The following is a 19,936-nucleotide window of genomic DNA, read 5'->3' on the forward strand; positions in this document are numbered from 1 at the left end:
TTAACTCTTAACTCTTAACTCTTAACTGCTAGCTTTTAGCTCTTGGGACTTAAATCTAGCTAAGTCTAAACTCCAATTTCTGATCACAAGCGAGTAACGCGCATCGACAAGTCACTCGCCCCATCAAGATCTTGTCTACAAAATTGTTAGAACATGAGCATTTTCAATCATTTTCGATATAATTATAGAAAATGCCTAATATTTAAATACGTATGAATTTAAGAAAACTCTTCATTTTAGCTTTTGTTAGCGTCTTCTCAGGTTGTGCCGTCTACGCGGGTTTAAACTTCGACGAACTGTTTGGTGAACAACAAGTACGCGATCGCCAAGCACCTATTCTTTCAGCTCAAGCGCAGCACTTCATTGACGAAGTAAAGCCCATCATTGATAACCGATGCGTGGTTTGTCACGCTTGTTATGACGCCCCTTGCCAACTCAAAATGTCTTCAGTGGAAGGTATAGACCGAGGCGCGAGCAAGGCACTCGTTTATCAAGGCACCCGCTTAACGGCATCAGCCCCTACTCGCTTGTTTGAAGATGCGTTAACCACGCAAGAGTGGCGCGATGCGGATTTTCATCCAGTCCTCAATGAGCGTATGCAGAACTCAACGGCTAACCTCGATGCTGGTCTTGTTTCTCGTATGTTGATCCAGAAAGAGAATCACCCTCTGCCCGATCAAACCCAGCTTGAAGGTTTCGACTTTTCAATCGATCGCGACCAACAGTGCCCAACCATTGAAGAATACGCTCAATACGAGAGAGATTACCCAACTTGGGGAATGCCTTATGGGATGCCAAACTTAGACAAAACCGAATACGCGACTTTAATGAGTTGGTTGGAAAATGGCGCGTTAATGAACGACCACATTCCATTGACTGATGCAGAACAAGAGCTCGTTAATGTCTACGAAAGCTTTTTAAACAAGAGCGACAATAAGAGTCAACTTTCAGCACGTTACATCTACGAGCACCTGTTTTTATCTCATGTCTATTTTTCTGATTTAGCTCAGCCAACACGCTTCTTCACTGTTGTTCGCTCTGCAACACCACCAGGTGAAGCGGTACAGCGCATCACGACTCGTCGCCCTTATGACGATCCAAAAGTAGACCGTGTTTACTACCGTCTGATTCCAGAACAAGGCACTATCGTCGACAAAACGCACATGCCTTTCGCACTTAATAAAGAGCGTCTACAAAAGTGGAATACCTGGTTTGTCGACGTAAATTACGAAGTAAAACAACTACCTAGTTACGACATCGATGTTTCAGCTAACCCAATGACTTCGTTTGAAGCACTGACAGTAAACTCGCGCTTCAACTTCATGTTAGATAACGCGCAAAACACCATCATGGCCTATATCAAAGGACCTGTGTGTCGTGGTCAACTTGCCTTGAACGTAATTAACGACCGTTTTTGGGTTTTCTTCATCGACCCAGAGAAAGCCGATGTTCCGGAAATCAACGCCTTCTACGCAAGTCAAAAGAAAAATTTAAAGCTACCTAGCGAACTAAAAAGTAACACCGTACCTGTGACCAACTGGGTAAGATACGCAAAGCAACAAGCGCAATACCTAAACGCGAAATCAGACTTCACTAACCAATGGTTCGAGAGTGGCGTCCACCTAGACACTGGCATCATTTGGGATGGCGATGGCATCAACCCGAATGCTGCTCTCACCGTCTTTAGGCACTTCGATAGCGCCTCTGTTGTACAAGGGTTAGTTGGCACGCAACCTAAGACTGCGTGGATTCTTGATTATGCTCTTCTAGAGCGTATTCATTATCTTCTCGTTGCAGGCTTCGATGTTTACGGCAACTTTGGCCACCAGCTGATTACACGCATGTTCATGGACTTCTTGCGTCTTGAAGGTGAGAGTAACTTCTTAAGCCTTCTTCCTAAAGACGTTCGTCACATTGAACACTCTAGTTGGTACCAGAACCAAAGCGCACAACTGAGTGACTATTTGCAGCGAAACATTGCACCTTTTGATCAGCCGACCAGCGTGGTTTACAAAACGGCGGATCCGAAACACGAACTGCTTGATATGATCAAAGATAAGCTCGCACCTGTTCTCGATAATCGCTTTGAGATTGTTGAAACAGGTTTTGGTAGGAAGAATGAAGCACTGCTTAACCAAGTGAATTTGATAAAGGGCGAAGGCCTGCGTCATGTGCCTCAATTAGTGATGATCATGATTGAAGGCGAAAACGGCGAAGAGCAACTGTTCACCATGATTCACAATAACGCGCACAGCAACATTTCTAGCTTGTTTAATGAAGAAGGTAACCGTGATTACGCCAATGATGACCTTACCCTCGTACGAGGCGTTGTCGGTAGCTACCCTGCGGCTTACCTATCATTAACCGAGAGCGAGATTCCTACTCTGGTTAAAACGCTGCAAAACTTAAGCACTGAAGAAGACTACGTGGCGCTGCTGGATAAGTTTGCGGTACGACGCAGTTCTAGCGAGTTCTGGCCATTCAGTGATCGCGTGCATCGTTGGTATCAACAAGACCAACCGATCGAGTTCGGATTGTTGGATTACAACCGCTTCGAGAACCGTTAGTTTTCACTCATAAAGCATAAAAGCAAAAATCCTCTGTCTTGGCCGAGGATTTTTTGTATATGGGGAAAAGTATCTTAGGTGCTATTGAGAAGCGAGAAGTGCTCTTGAGAAGCGAAAAGCTCTCTATATTGAATCCGATGCTTCCGGTTGGTGTAGCTCATCAAAAAACGCACGCGCGGCGGGGGAAAGGGAATCTACAGGTTGCTTCAACACCACATAAAACTGACTCTTAAGGCTCCACTTCTCGGGCTGAAGCGGAATCAAGGCTTGGTCATAATGGCCACGGTCGATTAAATGAGACGGTAAAAAACTCAGGTGTGTGCCCGCCAAGGTTAGAATGACACCCGACTCGACATGCCAGCCATCAAAAGGCTTTACGGAATCGTACTGCTCAATATTCAGTAATCGGAACATCTCATCTTTGGCATAGCCGCCCATGTTGATACGACAGCCATCCAATGAGAAATCCTTGTCCATGATCTTCTCAGCCAGATCCTTACGCGCATACAGATAACTGTGCTCTTCAAACAGTGGGTATTTATGTTGAAACGCTGATTTTTGATGTGACCCTAGAACCACTATCATCATATCAATCTGGCTCTTTGCTAACTTCTCATTCAACTGGGTGAAATCCCCGACATCAACACTCACCTCTACACTGTTACTGCGTTGGTAAAACGTCTCGATCGCTTTGGGAAGTGGGTTATAAGGCAAAGTGACGGTGTTATCCAAACATCCAATTCGCACATGCCCAGAGAGTTCCGTCTGTACACCTCGTAACTTATAAGCGAAGTCGGTTAAGGTCGATTTTAGTTGGTTCGCATATTTATACACTTGCTCACCTTCATGAGTCAGCTTAAAACCACGTCGACCACGTTGGCATAATGTTAATTCTAAGCTTTTTTCCAAGGCAATAAGCTGATTACTCAGCACTGGTTGACTAATCCCAGTGCTTGCGACCGCCTGATTGATGCCTCCTTGTTCAACAATTTCACAAAAAAGCTCTAATCTACGTAGGTCTCTTTTATCTAACTTATTGTTTGGATTCACTTTGCCACTCACATTTGTTTTTTGTTATGTTTACATCTGATTATATTCATTTATTAACAATAAATACATCAGTATGCTTTATTCACACTTATGGAATAACAATGCATGGATGGCACTATGGCGGCAGAAGCTTACGTGAATAAACCCGAAGCAACACACAGCCACAAAAAGATAGATGACTTCGAGTTGGAACCCGTTCCCGAGAAGGCCAAACGATCTTGGTGGGTCATCAGCCTTATTTGGTTGGCAATCGGCATCGACATTTCGGGACTGTTTCTCGGCTCGATTCTAAGCAGCGGTATTGGTTTTGAAGACGCACTGCTTGCCACGTTTATTGGTTCAGGCTTATTGGCGATCATCGCGATGCTGTGTGCCAACATTGGCTTTCAAGCTGGCGTGTCTACCCCGCTGGTGAGCAGCGCGGTATTTGGCCGTAACGGCGGTAAAATTCTTGGCTTCATCAACGGCATCTCATTAGTCGGCTGGTTCGCATTCCAGGCTGATTTCTTCGCTTTCATCATGGTCGATGCACTGGCGAAATACGACATCATAATTTCACACCTCACCGCTCTTATTGGCGGCAGTGTGTTAATGATGATGACGGCTATCTATGGCGTTCGTGCTTTAGGCAAACTCAGTACCTATTCTGTTCCATTGATGGTGACGTTGATTACCATCGGTTTGTTTATGGCTGCTGATTATCAAGGTGGCGCAGCGCCATCGATTGAAGATCCTTTGACGCTTGGCCAAGCCATCTCTTTTGTTATGTCTATCTGGATTCTAGCTGCGGTTGCTGCACCTGATATTGCTCGCTACGCCAAAACACGCCGTGATGCGATTTTAGGAGCGGGTATCGGTTTCCTCGTCGGCAACAGTGCCATCATTCTTATCGCATTGATCTTGACCAAAATGACCGGCACCGACGACCTAGTCGAAGTCTTCTTCACCCTAGGTTTAGGCATGGCGGCTATCATCGTGCTGGTGTTCGCACAATGGACGACCAACAGTAGCAACCTGACCTCTGGCGGCTTATGCATGTCGATGGTTCTACCTAAGATTCCGCGCCCTGTTCTGGTTGTGATCATGACCATCGTCGGCATTGGCATTGCTCAACTCGGCATGGTGAACAAGTTTACCGACTTCTTAATGCTACTCAGCGTAACCATTGCGCCTGCTGCGGGTGTCTACATCGTTCAATATTATGTTTTAGATTCGACAAAAATGAGCTTTGAGAACATCCAACAAGTTCCAGCTTGGATGTTTAAAGGCTTGGCTTCTTGGGCATTTGGTACTGCATTCAGCGCTTGTACTGCACCAGAGTTTTTCAATCTGTTTTCGTTCACCAGCATCTCGGCGTTAGACGGCATTCTTGCCGCTGGTGTGATTTACCTCGCCCTAATGAAACTTTCTCCTTCAAGTGATAAGGAATAGTAGTTGTGATTATTACTGAACAAATGATTGATGATATCGCGCTGGGTGCGACGGTATTAGGTACTGGCGGCGGCGGTGACCCATACAGCGGTGCCTTGATGGCGAAAGTAGCCATTGCAACGGCAAAGCACCCTGTACGCATGATTCCTTTAGAAGACGTGCAAGACGATTGGATGACGGTGCCCTCTTCAATGATTGGCGCACCAACCGTTGCAGTAGAGAAACTCAATTCGAAAGATCAAATGTTGATTGCTTTCGAAGCGATGGAAAAAGCGCTCGGCACTGAAGTAGCGGCAACGTTTCCTATCGAAGTGGGCGGTTTTAATTCATTGATTCCAATTCTCGTTGCAGCGCAAAAGAACATTCCTGTGATCGATTGTGATGCGATGGGACGTGCGTTTCCAGAAGCTCAGATGGTGACCTTCTTTCTTGATGGTCTCCCTTCTGCACCGAACACATTGGCCGATGAGCGTGGCAATGTCGTCACGCTTTACCCAATTGACGGTATTTGGTCTGAAAAGTTTGCGAGGCCAATTACCGAGCAGATGGGCGGCTCTGCAGCAATGTGCGATTACCCAATGAACGGTAAGAACCTAAAACGCAGCGCACTGCCTGCAACACTGACCCAAGCAATGAAGATTGGTGAAGCGATTAGATTGGCGAACGACAACAATCAGAGTGGCACACAGGCCGTTTTAGATATTGTCGGCGGCCATACCATCATCAGTGGCAAGATTGTTGATATTCAACGTGAAACCGACGGTGGCTTTGCAACAGGTGGTGTCGTGATTGAAAAGTTGGCTCAGTTTGAAGATACAGGCGTCGATAACGTGTTTGTGCAGTTCCAAAACGAATTGCTTCTCGCGCACAAAGGCACAAGCCGCGCCGACATGAACCAAGATAACCTGCTGGCATCAACACCGGATCTTATTTCGATCTTGGATCATGAAACGGGTAAGCCAATCACAACCGAACAACTTCGTTACGGGCAGCGCATCGACCTAATTGCCTACCCTTGTGACCCTAAATGGCGCACTGACAAAGGCATCGAAGTCGCGGGCCCGGGTTACTTTGGCTACACCGTCGAGTATCAAACCATTGAACAACTAAAGTCTGCATTGAAGAGGTAGTCGCATGACAAACATTACGCTTGATTACTGCCGCCTTGGCATTGACGTAGGTGGCACCAATACCGACGGTGTACTGCTCGACGCAGACTTGAATGTGATTGCCAAAGTAAAAACCGCAACCACACATGACATTTCAACCGGCATTGATAACGCGATAGCTGCGCTATTAAGCCAAGCAAACATTGATGGTCAGCAAGTGAAACATGCGATGCTTGGTACCACTCAATGCACCAACGCAATCGTTGAACGAAAAGGCTTAGATAGAGTCGGCATGATTCGCTTAGCGCTTCCAAGTGGTGATAGTGTTCCGCCACTCTGTGGTTGGAGCAAAGCTTGGCAAACACTGCTTGGGGAGCACTTCTATCAAGCTCACGGCGGCTATGAGTATGACGGCCAGTTGATTGCCGACATTCAAGAATCTGAAATCCGCGAGCTTTGCCAGAAAATGAAAGGCCAAGTGGATTCCATTGCTATCTGCGGAGTGTTCTCTCCCGTCAATGGCGACCAGGAGCTTCAAGCAGCAGAGTGGATTCAACAAGAACTTCCGGGGGTGAACCTTTCGTTATCCCATAAAGTGGGCAGCTTAGGGCTTTTAGAACGCGAGAACGCCACTATCCTCAATGCTGCTCTGCAAGGTACAGCAAAACGATTCGTAGACGGCTTTTGTAATGCACTCATCAATCATGAAATCCACACCACGCCTTATTTCGGTCAGAACGACGGAACACTGATGTCGCAGCAATTCGCATTGATGTACCCGATTCTTACCGTGGCTTGTGGCCCAACAAACTCGATTCGCGGAGCAAGCCACCTGACCAAGTTAAAAGATGCAATCGTGGTCGATGTGGGTGGCACTACGTCTGATATCGGCGTGCTAACTCACGGTTACCCAAGAGAGTCGAGCTTAGCGGTAGAGATTGGCGAAGTGAGAACCAACTTCCGCATGCCTGATATTTTGGCGTTAGCCATTGGTGGAGGCACCAAGGTTCGTTTTGAGCAAGAACGTATCGAACTAGGCCCTGAAAGTGTTGGTCACACTCTAACGCAAACGGCGCGTAGCTTTGGTGGTGATGAACTTACGCTCACCGATATTGCACTCAAAACAGGTCAAATGCAGTGGCAGGCAGAGCATCAATTGAGTGATGAGATTGGTGTTTCGGCCGAACAAGCAAGCAAGGTTTACCAACAAATGGTCACGGATGTTGAAGAAGGCATCGATAAGATGAAGACCTCTGCAGCGAGTGTACCCGTAATCATGGTTGGTGGTGGTAGTGCCCTATTCCCAGATCATTTTGAAGGTGTGAGCCAAGTGGTTCGTCCTGAGCACTTTGAAGTGGCTAATGCGATTGGTGTTGCGTTGGGTGAAATATCAGGTCAATTCGATAAGATCGTACCGATTGACCCAGCATCACGTGAAGAGACCTTAAAGGGCTTGGAAGCGCAATCAAAGCAACTGGCGATTGAAGCTGGCGCATGCAGCGATAATGTCGCGATCATTGAACGCAGCGAGATTCCATTAAGCTACCTACAAGGCAATATGGTTCACGTTAAGATCAAAGCTGCTGGACATATCAAGATGGCTTAGAGCCGTTCCTTGAAAGCCTTACTTAGATTCTTATTCGACAATAAAAAAGCAGGTCACTTCTTCATATTAAAACGGAGAAATAGCCTGCTTTTTGTTTTCTGTTCTTATTTTGGGGCTTTCCGCCCAATAGCCACTCTATAGTTGCTCTCGGAGCGCTGCTAACGAGTCTTTCACCAATTCAGGTAATGAGTCTGCATTATCGCGATATTGAAGTAATGGATCCTCGCTCGCTTCAATGCTCTGGCATAAAGTAAACAGTGCAGATAATCCTAGGCTACCGGCAGACCCTTTCAGTTTATGAGCTAAAGACTTAATTTCACGAGCGTTGTCAGCGGCACTTGCCACAATCAGTTCATCGAGAGTGACTTGGCTGCTTTGGTCAAACAACCCAACAATCTGCACTATTTTTTCTCGACCGAGAATGGCCAAGTCGTCTTTGATAATCTTAGGGTTAATCATCTGCACAATCGGTTCTCCTTGATTATGTTCCGCGTCTTGGTTTGCTCGTTGTGTCGAGCTTGCAAATGCCAATGCTGATAAGTCTAGCTCGGTTTCCTGAGGTTTAGAGTTTAGCTGACAGCAAACAGCATCTGACGGATCCGGCTGAGGCAGCAACAGCGTGTGACCGTCCAACTGCTCAACAATCAATTCCGATAATGCTTCCTTCTCTAACGGCTTAGGTAAGAATCCATCAAAGCCAGACGACAAATAGCTTTCCACTTCTTCGTTAAACACATGAGCCGATACTGCGATCATTGGGGGTACTTTTCGAATTACGTCTTCTTCACTTTTATGCTGAAGCGCATCGTCTTTGAGTTGTTGAATTAACTCGACGCCATCGCAGTCGGGTAAGTTAATGTCCACCAGCGCAATATCGAACTCTTGCTCACTGAATATGGCTCTCGCTTCTTGTCCGGTTGTCGCAATCACAACCTCGTGCCCCAAGTTATGCAAGAAGCCTTCAGCAACGATGCAGTTTACGGGGTTATCTTCAATCAGAAGTACTTTAGCTCGAATACACGCTTCAATGACCGGTACTTTCGTTTCTATCTTCTCACCGGCTTCAAGTGGCAGTGAGAACCAAAACTGGCTACCCTCGCCTTCTTCAGAATGAACGCCAATATCCCCGTTCATTGCCAACATGATGCTTTTACTGATCGCTAATCCAAGCCCTGTGCCGCCGGTTTTGTTGCGACCGCTATCGGTTTGGGTAAAGGCATCAAACAGACAAGCTTGTTCGCTAGCATCAATACCGACACCTGTATCTGACACTTCAAACATCACTCGATTTTCATCTTCGATATCTAAGCTGATAAAGATATCGACCGAGCCACTTTCCGTAAACTTAATCGCGTTACCGACCAAATTATTCAAGATTTGGCTGATTCGCGTTACGTCACCACGCCAATAGCGTTGCACATCACTTTCAATATGGAAATCAAAGTTCAGCTTCTTCTCAGCGGCACGCCCTTCCATCAATTGGTAGGTATCTTGAACCATCTGATGAAGATCAAACGAAGCAGTGCGGATTTCTAAATGCCCTGCTTCAATCTTTGAGTAATCCAACACGTCATTCAAAATCGCGAGTAGGTTCTTACCGCTGCGGTTAATGATGTCTGCATAGCCGGATTGCAGCGGGTCTAACCCGGTATCTTTGAGCAATCTTGCAGTACCTAATACACCGTTCATCGGCGTTCGTATTTCATGACTCATCGTCGCAAGGAAAGCGGATTTTGCGCGGCTTGCTTGTTCTGCGGCGTTACGAGCCTTAGCGTGGTTCCCTACCTCGATGTTCAGCTTCTCATTGGTCTTTTGCAGCTGGTAGGTTCGGTCTGTGACCAACTCTTCTAAGTGTTCTTTGTGCTCTTCAAGTTCGCGTTTCGCCTTTGCTTCACCCACCGCAACCACTTGTAGCGCCTGCGCGGTGTTTCTGGCAGTGATGATCGCCTCGCCCATATGAGCCAGCTCATCATTACCCTTTACCGAGATATCAATATTCAGGCGACCTTGTGCGATAGACATCAAGGCCGATGAGTATTCAGTAAGACGTTTAACAACCGAGATATACACCACTCGCCACACGATAAATGCAACGATAACCAAACCAATAACCGAAATCACAGACAGTGACCATTGAGCCAAATTCAACGTGCTGGTCAGCTCATCAACCGCTTTTTTGGTACTGCGGTTTGAATCATCAACCAGTTGGTTAACCGTTGTATTCAGCTGAGAGAACAGCTCCAACGTATTTTGCATCAGAAACTCTGACTTTTTGGTGTTCTCATATTGTTCTAATGAAATATCGAACACGACTTGGCGTTTTCTGAGCTCTTCTAGAAGCTGAGACATCTGCGCTGAACGAGTAGGATCTTCGACCGCTTTAACGCGGCGCGCCATGATTCTTAGGTTGGATTCAAATTCTGATTGGATTTGATGAATACGCTCTACGTTGGTAACGGTTTGCGTTTCTTCAATTTGGTTAAGCATTTTGAACGCCAGCAAATGCAATTCGTGTAGGCGCTCAGACAAATCAAGGTCAACCTCTACAAGCGCATCTAAGGCTTGGTAGGCTTTATCCGTTTCTTTGGTTTCTAGCAGGTCATAGATATGCGTGACGTTAGCAACCGCAATGGTAGCCGTGTTCAAAACTTGGGTTCGCGTCAACTGCTCTAGCTCTTCGGCCAATAGGCGCATCTCTTCGACACGAGACGACAACTCTTTGCTTAACCAAAGCTTACGCTCAACCGACACACCCAACTCAGCCAGTGTGTTAATAACGCTTTGAACATTGTTTTCGAGTTTATTGAGGAGCTGAGAATCGAAACTGTCGACACCAAGCTCTTTGATATGTTGAAGAAGCGACTCAAGTTGGTCAAACAGTACGGTGCCAGCCTCTTTTCTTTCAGCTTCGTTTCTCGCATTAGAAAGTGTTTGTACTGACGAAATAATACGGTTACTCAACTCAGAAACCTGACGAGCTTCGATCATGGCAGGAAGCGCCGAATCAACGACGTTTCTTTCCGTTTTGGCTACAAAGCTAAAACCAGAAACACCGATCAATGCAGACAATAGAACCAACAGTGCCATCACTAAGAATGAGGCCAGCAGCTTGCGTCCAATACTCGCTGAAGCTAACAACATAAACTCTAAACCTTAAAACGTTCTTCTTTACCCATGCAGAATACGCTATATTTTGCAGTGTTTCTTATCTAAAACCAACAAAACGGCAATTCATGCTATCTAGACCTTTCGCTTCAATAATTCTTCTCTCACTACTGGCCTCAGTGACTACTGTCGCAGGTGCTAGTGAGCCTTTGAGCCCAATAAAACCCGCCAATGCCACATCACAAAAAGAGAAAATCTGTGCCATTTATCCGCACCTCAAAGACTCTTATTGGTTGTCGGTAAACTATGGAATGATCTCTGAAGCAGAAAAGCAGCAAGTTGAGCTAAGAGTATTGGAAGCTGGCGGTTACCCCAACGTGGCCAAACAAGCCTCGCAACTGGTGCTTTGCACGCAATGGAGAGCCGATGCCATTATTTTAGGTACGGTTTCACCCGATGCGTATCATGACAATCTCAGCGATTGGGTTGGCTCGACGCCTGTGTTTGCTACGGTAAATGAGTTAACCGTCAATGAAGAACAACAGAAGGTATTAAAAGGTACGGTCGGTGTCGATTGGTACCAAATGGGATACCAAGTCGGAGATTTTTTGTCGAAACGACACCCGAAAGGATCAGGCGAAACACCTATCGCCCTGTTACTTGGCCCACAAGCGAGTGGCGGCACTAAGCCTGTAGCACTGGGGTTTTATGATGCGATCAAGTCGAGTGATATCAAAATTGCGATCAGCTATTGGGCAGATAACGATAAAGAACTTCAAAGAAATCTAGTACAGCAGGTGATAGAAGAACCTGATATCCAATATATAGTCGGAAGTGCCGTCGCGATTGAAGCAGCGATCAGTGAGCTACGAGCGGCCGATAAAACCGAAGATATTGGGTTAATCTCAAGTTACCTAAGTCACGGAACCTACCGTGGTTTACTCCGTAACAAGGTACTTTTTGCGCCAACAGATAAAATGGTTGAGCAAGGTCGCTTGTCGGTAAAACAAGCCACGAGTTACTTACGCGGTCAACCTTACGAGCAACACAGCGCACCGATTATCGAAGCGCTGACACCTGCAACTCTCAAAGATCAAATTATCGCCGACTCATTGTCACCTTCTGAGTTTCGTCCGGTATTCAGTGTGAATCCATAGTGCTATATTGGCTGAAGAACTCAAAACAATAAAAACGAAACAACAATTTAGGGAACATTCATGCAAAAAACAACGCGCACTATGCCAACACACAAGCATATCGCTTTGGTCGCTCATGACCACTTCAAACCTGAGCTACTAAGATGGGTCAAAGAGAACAAAGAAAAACTACAAAAGCACTTCCTTTACGCAACGGGCACGACTGGTTCTCTACTCAGTAAAGAGACAGGCTTAGCAATCAAGAGCATGATCAGCGGCCCAATGGGCGGCGACCAACAACTTGGCGCGCTTATCTCTGAAGGCAAAATCGATATGCTGATTTTCTTCTGGGATCCGCTTAATGCTGTACCACATGACCCAGACGTAAAAGCACTGCTTCGTATCGCAAGTGTTTGGAACATTCCTGTGGCCACTAACCGCGCTACCGCTAATTTCTTGTTTAACTCTTCACTGCTTGAAGAAGAAGTAATCATCGAGATCCCAGACTACGAAGCGTACCTAGCTGAGCGCACGTAATCGCACGTTAAATGTGCTCTCTACTGAACAGACTAAAAAGCCTGCATTTTATCGCAGGCTTTTTTATGTCTCGTTTTCAGACATTAAACAGTTCAATCATAAAACAGTGCGAGAGTCTCTCTATTTATCGCTCCACACTGCCATCTCGTTGCCACTTGGCTCTCTGAAATGGAAACGTCTGCCGCCGGGAAAGCTAAAGATCTCACGGTTTATCTGACCACCAGCATCAATTACATCGCGCTCGGTTTGCTCAAGATCTTGGCTATAAAAAACCATCAGCGCCGCGCCATTATCCGTATTCGACGCCAGATCCGCCAAATAGAAGCCGCCCATTAAGCCTTTGCCTTCAAACGCAGAATACTCAGGGCCATAGTCTTCAAAGCTCCAACCAAACACTTGGCTGAAAAACGCCTTAGTTGCGGCGATATCTTTCGCAGCAAATTCAATGTAGTTAATAGAGCCGTGTTCCATAGCAAATTCCTTATGCTTTATGCGTCTGCCTTGTGATATTAGGGCAGGGATTGAAGATCTAATCTTAGACAATCAAGTCAAGTAACATCACTTTTTACGAACAACTGGGTAATCAAAACCATGCAGCTCCTGCACAAAGCCAGAACCGTCACCGCTGTGCGTGATCCATACTTTCTCTTTTGCCCGCGTCATTGCTACATAGAACAAACGACGCTCTTCCGCATAAGGGAACGCGTCTGATGATTCAGTCAATGCGCCATCAATATGCAGCTGTTTTTTCTTGGTCGGGAACTGTCCTTCATCAACACAAAGAATAATGACAAAGTCCGCCTCTTTACCTTTACTGCCGTGGCAAGTCATGAACTTGATATCAATGGAGGTGAAGATCTTCTTCCAATCTTCCAACAACTCTGGCTTGTGGTAATGATTACGTCCAAGTAGCAACACCGATTTATTGGTTTTGCCTTTGGATTGACGGTTCAGTTGATCAAGAATCTTCTCAACTTCTTTGCTTGGCGCACTATACACCGCCTTCTGCTTTTGTTGCTTGAAGCTGTTCAGTTCTTTCGGAATCTGAATTGGGTTTTCTTGTACAAAGCGATTGGCAACTGCACCTAGCTGATTGTTAAAGCGATAAGTCGTATCTAGGTGATGAATGGTCGAGCTTTCAAAGCGATCCTTAAAGCCCGTGGTCAAATCCACATCCGCACCCGCAAACTGATAAATCGACTGCCAGTCATCGCCTACTGCAAAAATAGAGGCTTGATGCTCGGCTTTAGACTGATTACACAGTGCTTCAACCAAGGCAAGACGATCAGGTGAGATGTCTTGGTACTCATCGATCATGATGAACTTCCAAGGTGAGATAAACTTGCCCTTCTCGACATACTGAGTCGCTCGGCTGATCATGATTGAGAAGTCGATATGATTCTGTTCTTTCAACTCCTTTTGCCACGCGGTTACACATGGCCAACACAGTGAAAGCTCGCTGTTGAGGCGCGTATAGTCTCGGTGATCAATCAGCTGTTGCTGTACTTCTTTTTTGGTTAAACCCGACGCATTCAACTGTTCTAGCTGCTTTTCAAGCCAACCGATCAATTTGAGGTTTGAAACGTGGCTACCAAGCTCATCGTCACCGGTTAAATAAGCGATTGGCCATTTAGACAAATGCTTTTGCCAACGTTTAAAGTTGGTCGGTGTCATCCAGTGCTTCTTCAACCAATCAATGCACCATGCTTGGCGTTGGTTGTCATCGAGCGCTAAAGGAGAAATAACCACACGTTCGGGTTCAACTTGATTCAGTATCTTTAAACCCAACTGGTGGAAAGTGCTGACTTGCACCTTCTCTGCTGATAAACCAATTTTGCTGTCGAGACGTTGCTTCATCTCTTCTGCCGCTTCACGACCAAAAGCGAGCAATAGCAACTCTTCAGCTTGAGCTTGATGGCTTTGCAGTAAATACGCGACGCGAGCCGTTAGAACACTGGTTTTACCCGAGCCTGCACCCGCTAAAATAAGGTTGTGATCATCATTCATCAAAACCGCATATTGCTGCGATAAGTTCAGTGGTGACGACTCACATTGCGCAAACAACACTTCCCAGTTTTTTCGCTCGGTCTCTAGCCATTGCTGGTTTCTTTCAGCTTGCTTGATTTCCGTTTCAGATAACCATGGCTGCATTCTTGCGATGCGGTTTGGCATGCGTTGTGCGGCCTCTTCTAGCGTCATTGTCATACTCTCTAAGCCTGAGTTGACCATATCAACCCAAGTGTTGACCTTAGAATGCGGTAGAAAGGCTGGTAATTGCTCAAGACGTGTTAATTCAGCTTCCCACTGAGGTACGTGTTCAGCCAATTGTTCACATTGAGTGTCGTGCCACTTCTGATAAGCACTAACTGACGCGCGTGCAAATTGACGGCATTGATCCCAAGGTAAGCCTTGTACTAACCAACTGCGCTGTGTTCCATCTTGTTGATTAGCAAAAAATTGTAGCGATCCCCAGAACAATCCGCGCTTTATCGCGATCTTGCCACTCCAAATAGTAAATGGGATACGCTCTTCACTGCCTACTGAAGATAACAGCAAGCGTGGACCATCAAGTTCAACCTGATGATATTCATTTTGAATAAAAAACTGTGCAGTCTTGTTAGCGCTTAGCTGCATTGGAGTGTGCTCTTAATTGGGAATATTGAATTTATATCATGATGCAATGAGAATTAATAATATCTCATATCTTATCGACGCTTTCATGACCACCTACGGGCAATTATGGATAAGTATCAAATTCTTGTGCTTGATTTCTGTTAGGATTATGGTTTTTAGTGTGTCAAGTGAGCGACTGTGGACTTTTCAGCCAAATTACGCCTCTATTGGGCGAATAAAACCATAAATTACAGCGTATTAATTCTCATCACTCTGCTCGGCGTGGTGGTGCCTGCTTGGTATTATGGACAAAACACACTGATCACGCCTTTGATCTTAGGCGTTATTGCTGCGGCTCTTGCGGAAAGTGATGACAGCTTTACCGGGCGCTTGAAAGCACTCACGCTGACCTTTATCTGTTTCGCCGTTGCGGCTTTCTCTATTGAGCTTCTCTTCGATACGCCTTGGCTGTTCGCGATAGGGCTTTTTGTTTCAACCTTCTTTTTTATCATTCTCGGGGCAATTGGCCCTAAATACGCGAGTATCGCGTTTGGTTCTCTCTTGGTTGCCATCTATACCATGCTTGGTGCACACGAGAGCACCAACCTTTGGTTTCAACCGCTTCTACTGTTAACTGGCGCCGCTTGGTACTACTTCATGTCGATGATTTGGCAGATAGTGTGGCCAATGCAACCCGTGCAGCAAAACTTAGCCACGGTATTCGATCAAATCGGTAACTACATCGATTCAAAAGCGGAACTCTTCTACCCCGTTTCTGACTTGATTCCCCAGCCACACCGAATCATTGAAGCCAAACTCAACGCGAGTACCGTTAACGCACTCAACATGTGTAAGGCGACGCTACTTAACCGCTCTAAGCGCGGACACATTGACGGCCCTAGTGACCGATTTCTTAACACCTACTTTATCGCACAAGATATTCATGAACGCGTAAGCTCAAGCCATTATCGTTATCAAGAGCTAGCAAAACACTTTGAACGCTCTGACGTGTTGTTTCGATTTAAGTATCTACTGGAAGCGCAGGCCACTGCGTGTAAAGAAGTGGCGAGCTCGTTGAAAGTTGGCGCTGAATACCAGCATGGTGACAAGTCTGTATTGGCACTCGATGAGCTGATGTCTTCGCTCAATCATCTGCACCAACAGAATAATCCTAAATGGAAATCACTGCTGAACCAGTTGGATTACTTATTCAATAACCTAGCAACCGTTGAAAAACAGCTCTCGAATATCAGCAACCCAGATGCAGAGAAGATTGAAGAAGGTGTATTGAACGATACCAACCCTCATACTTTGACGGCAATGTGGCACAAGATCAAAGCTAACTTGCACACCGATTCTATGCTATTCCGCCACGCGATTCGCATGGCGATCACTTTGACGCTGGGCTACGGGATTATCCAGGGTTTTGATATCGAACGAGGTTATTGGATTCTACTGACGACACTGTTTGTGTGTCAGCCAAACTACAGTGCAACCCGTCAAAAACTGACGGCGCGTGTCATTGGCACGGTCGCAGGCTTATTGATCGGAGTACCGTTACTGACTTTCTTCCCGTCGCAAGAGAGCCAATTAGTGTTCATTGTGATCAGTGGCGTGATGTTCTTTGCGTTTCGAATCAATAACTACGGGTTTGCGACCGGCTTTATCACACTGCTTGTGCTCTTCTGCTTTAACCAATTAGGTGAAGGCTACGCGGTAGTATTGCCAAGGTTAGCGGATACCTTTATTGGTTGTGCTCTCGCCGTGCTTGCTGTCATTTATGTGTTACCTGATTGGCAGTCGAAGCGACTGCACAAAGTGATGGCGAATGCGCTCGATTCCAATAAGAACTATCTCGCTCAGATCATCGGCCAATACCGTGTCGGTAAGAAAGATAGCCTAAACTATCGTATCGCTCGACGTAGTGCGCATAATAATGATGCAAACCTGACTGCCGCGATCAGTAGCATGTTGGTTGAACCGGGTAAGTACCGCACCTCTGAAGATGAGAGCTTCCGATTCTTAACACTCAATCATGCTCTACTTAGCTATATCTCGGCTCTGGGTGCTCACAGAACGCGTATTGATGATGAAGCGACACACAAACTGGTGCTAGATGCGCACAGAGTAATCCACCAGCATCTCGACGCTCTAAATGATCAACTCTATTCTCATAAAGAGCATTGTGAAGTGAAAAACGCTTATGACCCGGAGCTGGATAAACGTTTGAGTGAATGGCGAGAAGAAGATGAGAATTCTGTCAAAATGGTTCTACAACAGCTCCATTTGATCTATCGAATGCTTCCAGAACTGCATACCTTAGCGACCAAGTTTGCAGTTAAGGTTAAGATCGACAAGTCGTTTGAAACAGAAGCTTCTTGAGCAACAAACAAAATACCGTAAAAACAAAAAGATAACGCCAATTGCTTATCTTTTGATCATCACAAATATTTATACATTGCTTTACCCATACCCCTAATTGGGTAGAGAAATTACTTACCTACCCTTGTGCCACAAGGGTTGAAGGCGTTTTTACATTGTAGGAATTTTCTGACTTTGATTGACCAAGCCTTAACTTTTCCTAACATTTCTCGGACAAAAAACGACCACAGGAATTTATAGTTGTCTTAGTTTCAAGAAACTTCAAACATCATTTAAAATTCACTTAATCTTGTTTGATTTCCTGAATCAGTAGACTATGCTCTAAAGAGCATATTGATTTGAACAAAGGTCACACTATGAATACACAGCAATTTGAAGCATTTAAGCAGCAAATACAGCTTCTTAGCCCACAACAATTAAAAGCACTTCAGGGTGAGATCGACGGCAACCTTGAAACAGAGAAGCCTTCTTTGCTTACTGATGAAGAATTAAACGCGCTAAATGACCTGTTCAGTTAATAGACAGACATCACTATTTTAGCTTAAGTTCACATTTTCACCGTAAATTTCATCTGTTCACCATTGCGCTCAAAATATCGTCCGCCTAGACTCATTTCATACGTCAATAAAAGGTTCTGATATGTCGATATCTGGTATTCAATCTGGTTACGCCATTATTCAGCAATCCACCAACATGGCTGAAGAAGCCGCAATCGAGCTCAACCAAGCCTCCAAACACGCTCTAGAATCCGACGACACTTTCGAAGCTAGCGATCTCAGCTTTAATCAAATAGAGCCTGAACAAGCCATTTCCTTTAAAGACAAAGAACCTGAACCTGCTTCATCTTCAACCGATTCCTTGATTAAACTGACACAAAGCGCAAGTTATAACCGCGTTGGTGCAAGTGTGGTTGATCGTCAAAACGAAGCCATCGGTAGCCTTCTCGACATTCATATCTAAATTTCGCTCAAATACAGCCTATATTTCGCGAAACTTCGCTGCTTTTTGCTTCAACAACCACACAAACTGTAACTCATTATATCAGGCGCTTGTTTCTGGTTTATTACTCGGTAGAATCAGCGCAAACCAATTTGCTGCACAAACTTTACTTCATACTATTTATGCCAAAACTAAATCTGCATCGCCGTGACTATGTTTCTATTTTAGGAGGCGACATCTCCGCAGACGAATTAGAAAAAAAGCTTCAGCCTCATTTTGAAAAGCCAGTAAATAAGCTGACACCTAGCCCCTACCTGACAGAAAAGAATCTCACACGTCGCTGGACAGCGCTCGATAATGCAGATTCACAGCAAGAACTGCTCGACCCTCATACACAAAGTCAGTTCCAAGCTTATGAGAAAAACATTGAGCACTTTATTGGCACCGTTAAAGTCCCTGTGGGAATATCTGGCCCTTTAAGAGTCAATGGCCTATTTGCTACGGGCGATTACCTCGTACCACTCGCGACCACAGAAGCTGCGCTTGTCGCGTCTTATAACCGTGGTTCTAAGCTGATTACGGCTTGTGGTGGCGCAAGTGCTATGTTGCTCAATGAAGGCGTAACACGTACTCCTGGCTTTGCATTTCAAGGATTAGTTGAAGCCGGACAGTTTGTGGCTTGGGCTGTGACTCAGTATGACCAGTTCAAGATCTTGGCAGAATCAACAACATCACACGGCAAGCTGACCGACATTAATATCAACATCGAAGGTAACCATGTTTACTTGGTGTTCGAATTTCTAACCGGAGACGCTTCTGGTCAGAATATGGTGACCATCGCAACCAATGCCGTGTTTGAGTACATCATCGAAAATACGCCAGTTAAGCCTGACCATGCTTTCCTTGATGGCAACTTGTCAGGCGATAAGAAAGCCAATACCCAAACCTTGCGCAGCGTTCGTGGCAAAAAGGTAACTGCTGAGGTTAATATCCCTGCAGAGCTTGTCGCGAAGTACCTACACACGACACCAGAGAAGATGGTCCAGTTTGGCCAAATGACCACAGTCGGTGGCGCTTTGAGCGGCACTATCGGTATCAACGCCCATTATGCGAATGCACTGGCGGCACTTTACATCGCTTGTGGCCAAGACGCGGCCTGTGTCGCCGAGTCAGCGATTGGTATGACGCGTATGGAACTCAACAAAGAAGGCGGTTTATACGCTAGCGTGACACTGCCTAACTTAATGGTTGGGACTGTCGGCGGTGGTACTGGCTTGCCAAGTCAAAAAGCCTGTTTAGATTTACTTGGGCTGCATGGTAACGGTAAATCACAAGCCCTAGCTGAAGTTTGTGCTGCACTGTGTTTAGCGGGTGAACTATCGATTGTGGGCGCATTTTGCGCAGGCCACTTTTCACGAGCGCACCATAAGCTAGCTCGTAAATAACCTTTATCCAATTTGG

Annotated in this window: 14 protein-coding genes; 10 read left to right on the plus strand and 4 right to left on the minus strand. The window is 45.7% G+C overall.

From position 1 onward, the window contains the following. The first annotated feature begins 212 nt into the window (after nucleotides 1–212). A complete protein-coding gene (locus AB4507_RS12830) occupies nucleotides 213–2,567 on the plus strand; it encodes a fatty acid cis/trans isomerase (protein ID WP_372182789.1) in 2,355 nt (784 codons plus the stop codon). Between the two features lie 123 nt (nucleotides 2,568–2,690). On the opposite strand, the gene AB4507_RS12835 is transcribed toward AB4507_RS12830, so the two are convergent. Further along, on the minus strand, nucleotides 2,691–3,629 hold the full coding sequence (locus tag AB4507_RS12835; protein ID WP_017069448.1) for a LysR family transcriptional regulator: 939 nt from the start codon (nucleotides 3,627–3,629) through the stop codon (nucleotides 2,691–2,693). Nucleotides 3,630–3,722: 93 nt separating this feature from the next. On the opposite strand from AB4507_RS12835, the gene AB4507_RS12840 reads away from it, so the two are divergent. The 3 genes from AB4507_RS12840 to AB4507_RS12850 are packed head-to-tail and all read left to right on the plus strand — an operon-like array spanning nucleotide 3,723 to nucleotide 7,763. Further along, nucleotides 3,723–5,048 (plus strand): cytosine permease, encoded by a 1,326-nt coding sequence (locus AB4507_RS12840; RefSeq protein ID WP_017064775.1) that lies wholly within the window; start codon nucleotides 3,723–3,725, stop codon nucleotides 5,046–5,048. 5 nt (nucleotides 5,049–5,053) lie between these two features. Further along, nucleotides 5,054–6,178: a DUF917 domain-containing protein gene (locus AB4507_RS12845; RefSeq protein ID WP_081230672.1), complete on the plus strand. Its 1,125-nt coding sequence runs from the start codon at nucleotides 5,054–5,056 to the stop codon at nucleotides 6,176–6,178. A gap of 4 nt (nucleotides 6,179–6,182) precedes the next feature. Next, on the plus strand, nucleotides 6,183–7,763 hold the full coding sequence (locus AB4507_RS12850; protein ID WP_372182790.1) for a hydantoinase/oxoprolinase N-terminal domain-containing protein: 1,581 nt from the start codon (nucleotides 6,183–6,185) through the stop codon (nucleotides 7,761–7,763). A 135-nt stretch (nucleotides 7,764–7,898) separates the two neighbouring features. Here AB4507_RS12850 and torS read toward each other — a convergent pair whose 3' ends face one another. Continuing rightward, complete coding sequence (gene torS / locus AB4507_RS12855; RefSeq protein WP_372182791.1) at nucleotides 7,899–10,904, minus strand: TMAO reductase system sensor histidine kinase/response regulator TorS; 3,006 nt, start codon at nucleotides 10,902–10,904, stop codon at nucleotides 7,899–7,901. A gap of 92 nt (nucleotides 10,905–10,996) precedes the next feature. On the opposite strand from torS, the gene torT reads away from it, so the two are divergent. Together torT and AB4507_RS12865 are read left to right on the plus strand one after the other, a co-directional pair. After that, on the plus strand, nucleotides 10,997–12,025 hold the full coding sequence (gene torT / locus AB4507_RS12860; RefSeq protein ID WP_372129027.1) for a TMAO reductase system periplasmic protein TorT: 1,029 nt from the start codon (nucleotides 10,997–10,999) through the stop codon (nucleotides 12,023–12,025). A 60-nt stretch (nucleotides 12,026–12,085) separates the two neighbouring features. Then, nucleotides 12,086–12,541 (plus strand): methylglyoxal synthase, encoded by a 456-nt coding sequence (locus AB4507_RS12865; RefSeq protein WP_017064778.1) that lies wholly within the window; start codon nucleotides 12,086–12,088, stop codon nucleotides 12,539–12,541. A 120-nt stretch (nucleotides 12,542–12,661) separates the two neighbouring features. Here the strand turns inward: AB4507_RS12865 and AB4507_RS12870 are convergent, their stop codons facing one another. Together AB4507_RS12870 and helD are read right to left on the minus strand one after the other, a co-directional pair. Next, a complete protein-coding gene (locus tag AB4507_RS12870) occupies nucleotides 12,662–13,012 on the minus strand; it encodes a VOC family protein (RefSeq protein WP_017071128.1) in 351 nt (116 codons plus the stop codon). An 87-nt stretch (nucleotides 13,013–13,099) separates the two neighbouring features. Continuing rightward, complete coding sequence (helD, locus tag AB4507_RS12875) at nucleotides 13,100–15,175, minus strand: DNA helicase IV (protein ID WP_372182792.1); 2,076 nt, start codon at nucleotides 15,173–15,175, stop codon at nucleotides 13,100–13,102. A gap of 177 nt (nucleotides 15,176–15,352) precedes the next feature. On the opposite strand from helD, the gene yccS reads away from it, so the two are divergent. From yccS to AB4507_RS12895, 4 genes are all read left to right on the plus strand, one after another. Then, nucleotides 15,353–17,536 carry a YccS family putative transporter gene (gene yccS / locus AB4507_RS12880; RefSeq protein ID WP_372097306.1) on the plus strand — a complete coding sequence of 728 codons (2,184 nt, stop codon included), beginning with the start codon at nucleotides 15,353–15,355 and terminating at the stop codon, nucleotides 17,534–17,536. 332 nt (nucleotides 17,537–17,868) lie between these two features. Continuing rightward, nucleotides 17,869–18,054, plus strand: a complete 186-nt coding sequence (locus AB4507_RS12885; RefSeq protein ID WP_029235859.1) for a hypothetical protein — start codon at nucleotides 17,869–17,871, stop codon at nucleotides 18,052–18,054. A gap of 121 nt (nucleotides 18,055–18,175) precedes the next feature. Then, a complete protein-coding gene (locus tag AB4507_RS12890) occupies nucleotides 18,176–18,496 on the plus strand; it encodes a hypothetical protein (RefSeq protein ID WP_017060893.1) in 321 nt (106 codons plus the stop codon). 161 nt (nucleotides 18,497–18,657) lie between these two features. Then, a complete protein-coding gene (locus AB4507_RS12895; RefSeq protein WP_029235254.1) occupies nucleotides 18,658–19,920 on the plus strand; it encodes a hydroxymethylglutaryl-CoA reductase in 1,263 nt (420 codons plus the stop codon). Nucleotides 19,921–19,936: the final 16 nt, after the last annotated feature.

It is taken from the genome of Vibrio sp. 10N.222.54.A3, from assembly GCF_041474095.1.
GTDB lineage: Bacteria > Pseudomonadota > Gammaproteobacteria > Enterobacterales > Vibrionaceae > Vibrio > Vibrio crassostreae_C.

Excerpts from the sequence above, each read along its gene's own strand:
- AB4507_RS12830 (WP_372182789.1), top strand. The coding sequence starts at position 213 with ATGAATTTAAGAAAACTCTTCATTTTAGCTTTTGTTAGCGTCTTCTCA.
- AB4507_RS12840 (WP_017064775.1), top strand. The coding sequence starts at position 3,723 with ATGGATGGCACTATGGCGGCAGAAGCTTACGTGAATAAACCCGAAGCA.
- AB4507_RS12850 (WP_372182790.1), top strand. The coding sequence starts at position 6,183 with ATGACAAACATTACGCTTGATTACTGCCGCCTTGGCATTGACGTAGGT.
- torS (WP_372182791.1), bottom strand. The coding sequence starts at position 10,904 with ATGTTGTTAGCTTCAGCGAGTATTGGACGCAAGCTGCTGGCCTCATTC.
- torT (WP_372129027.1), top strand. The coding sequence starts at position 10,997 with ATGCTATCTAGACCTTTCGCTTCAATAATTCTTCTCTCACTACTGGCC.
- AB4507_RS12865 (WP_017064778.1), top strand. The coding sequence starts at position 12,086 with ATGCAAAAAACAACGCGCACTATGCCAACACACAAGCATATCGCTTTG.
- AB4507_RS12870 (WP_017071128.1), bottom strand. The coding sequence starts at position 13,012 with ATGGAACACGGCTCTATTAACTACATTGAATTTGCTGCGAAAGATATC.
- helD (WP_372182792.1), bottom strand. The coding sequence starts at position 15,175 with ATGCAGCTAAGCGCTAACAAGACTGCACAGTTTTTTATTCAAAATGAA.
- AB4507_RS12890 (WP_017060893.1), top strand. The coding sequence starts at position 18,176 with ATGTCGATATCTGGTATTCAATCTGGTTACGCCATTATTCAGCAATCC.
- AB4507_RS12895 (WP_029235254.1), top strand. The coding sequence starts at position 18,658 with ATGCCAAAACTAAATCTGCATCGCCGTGACTATGTTTCTATTTTAGGA.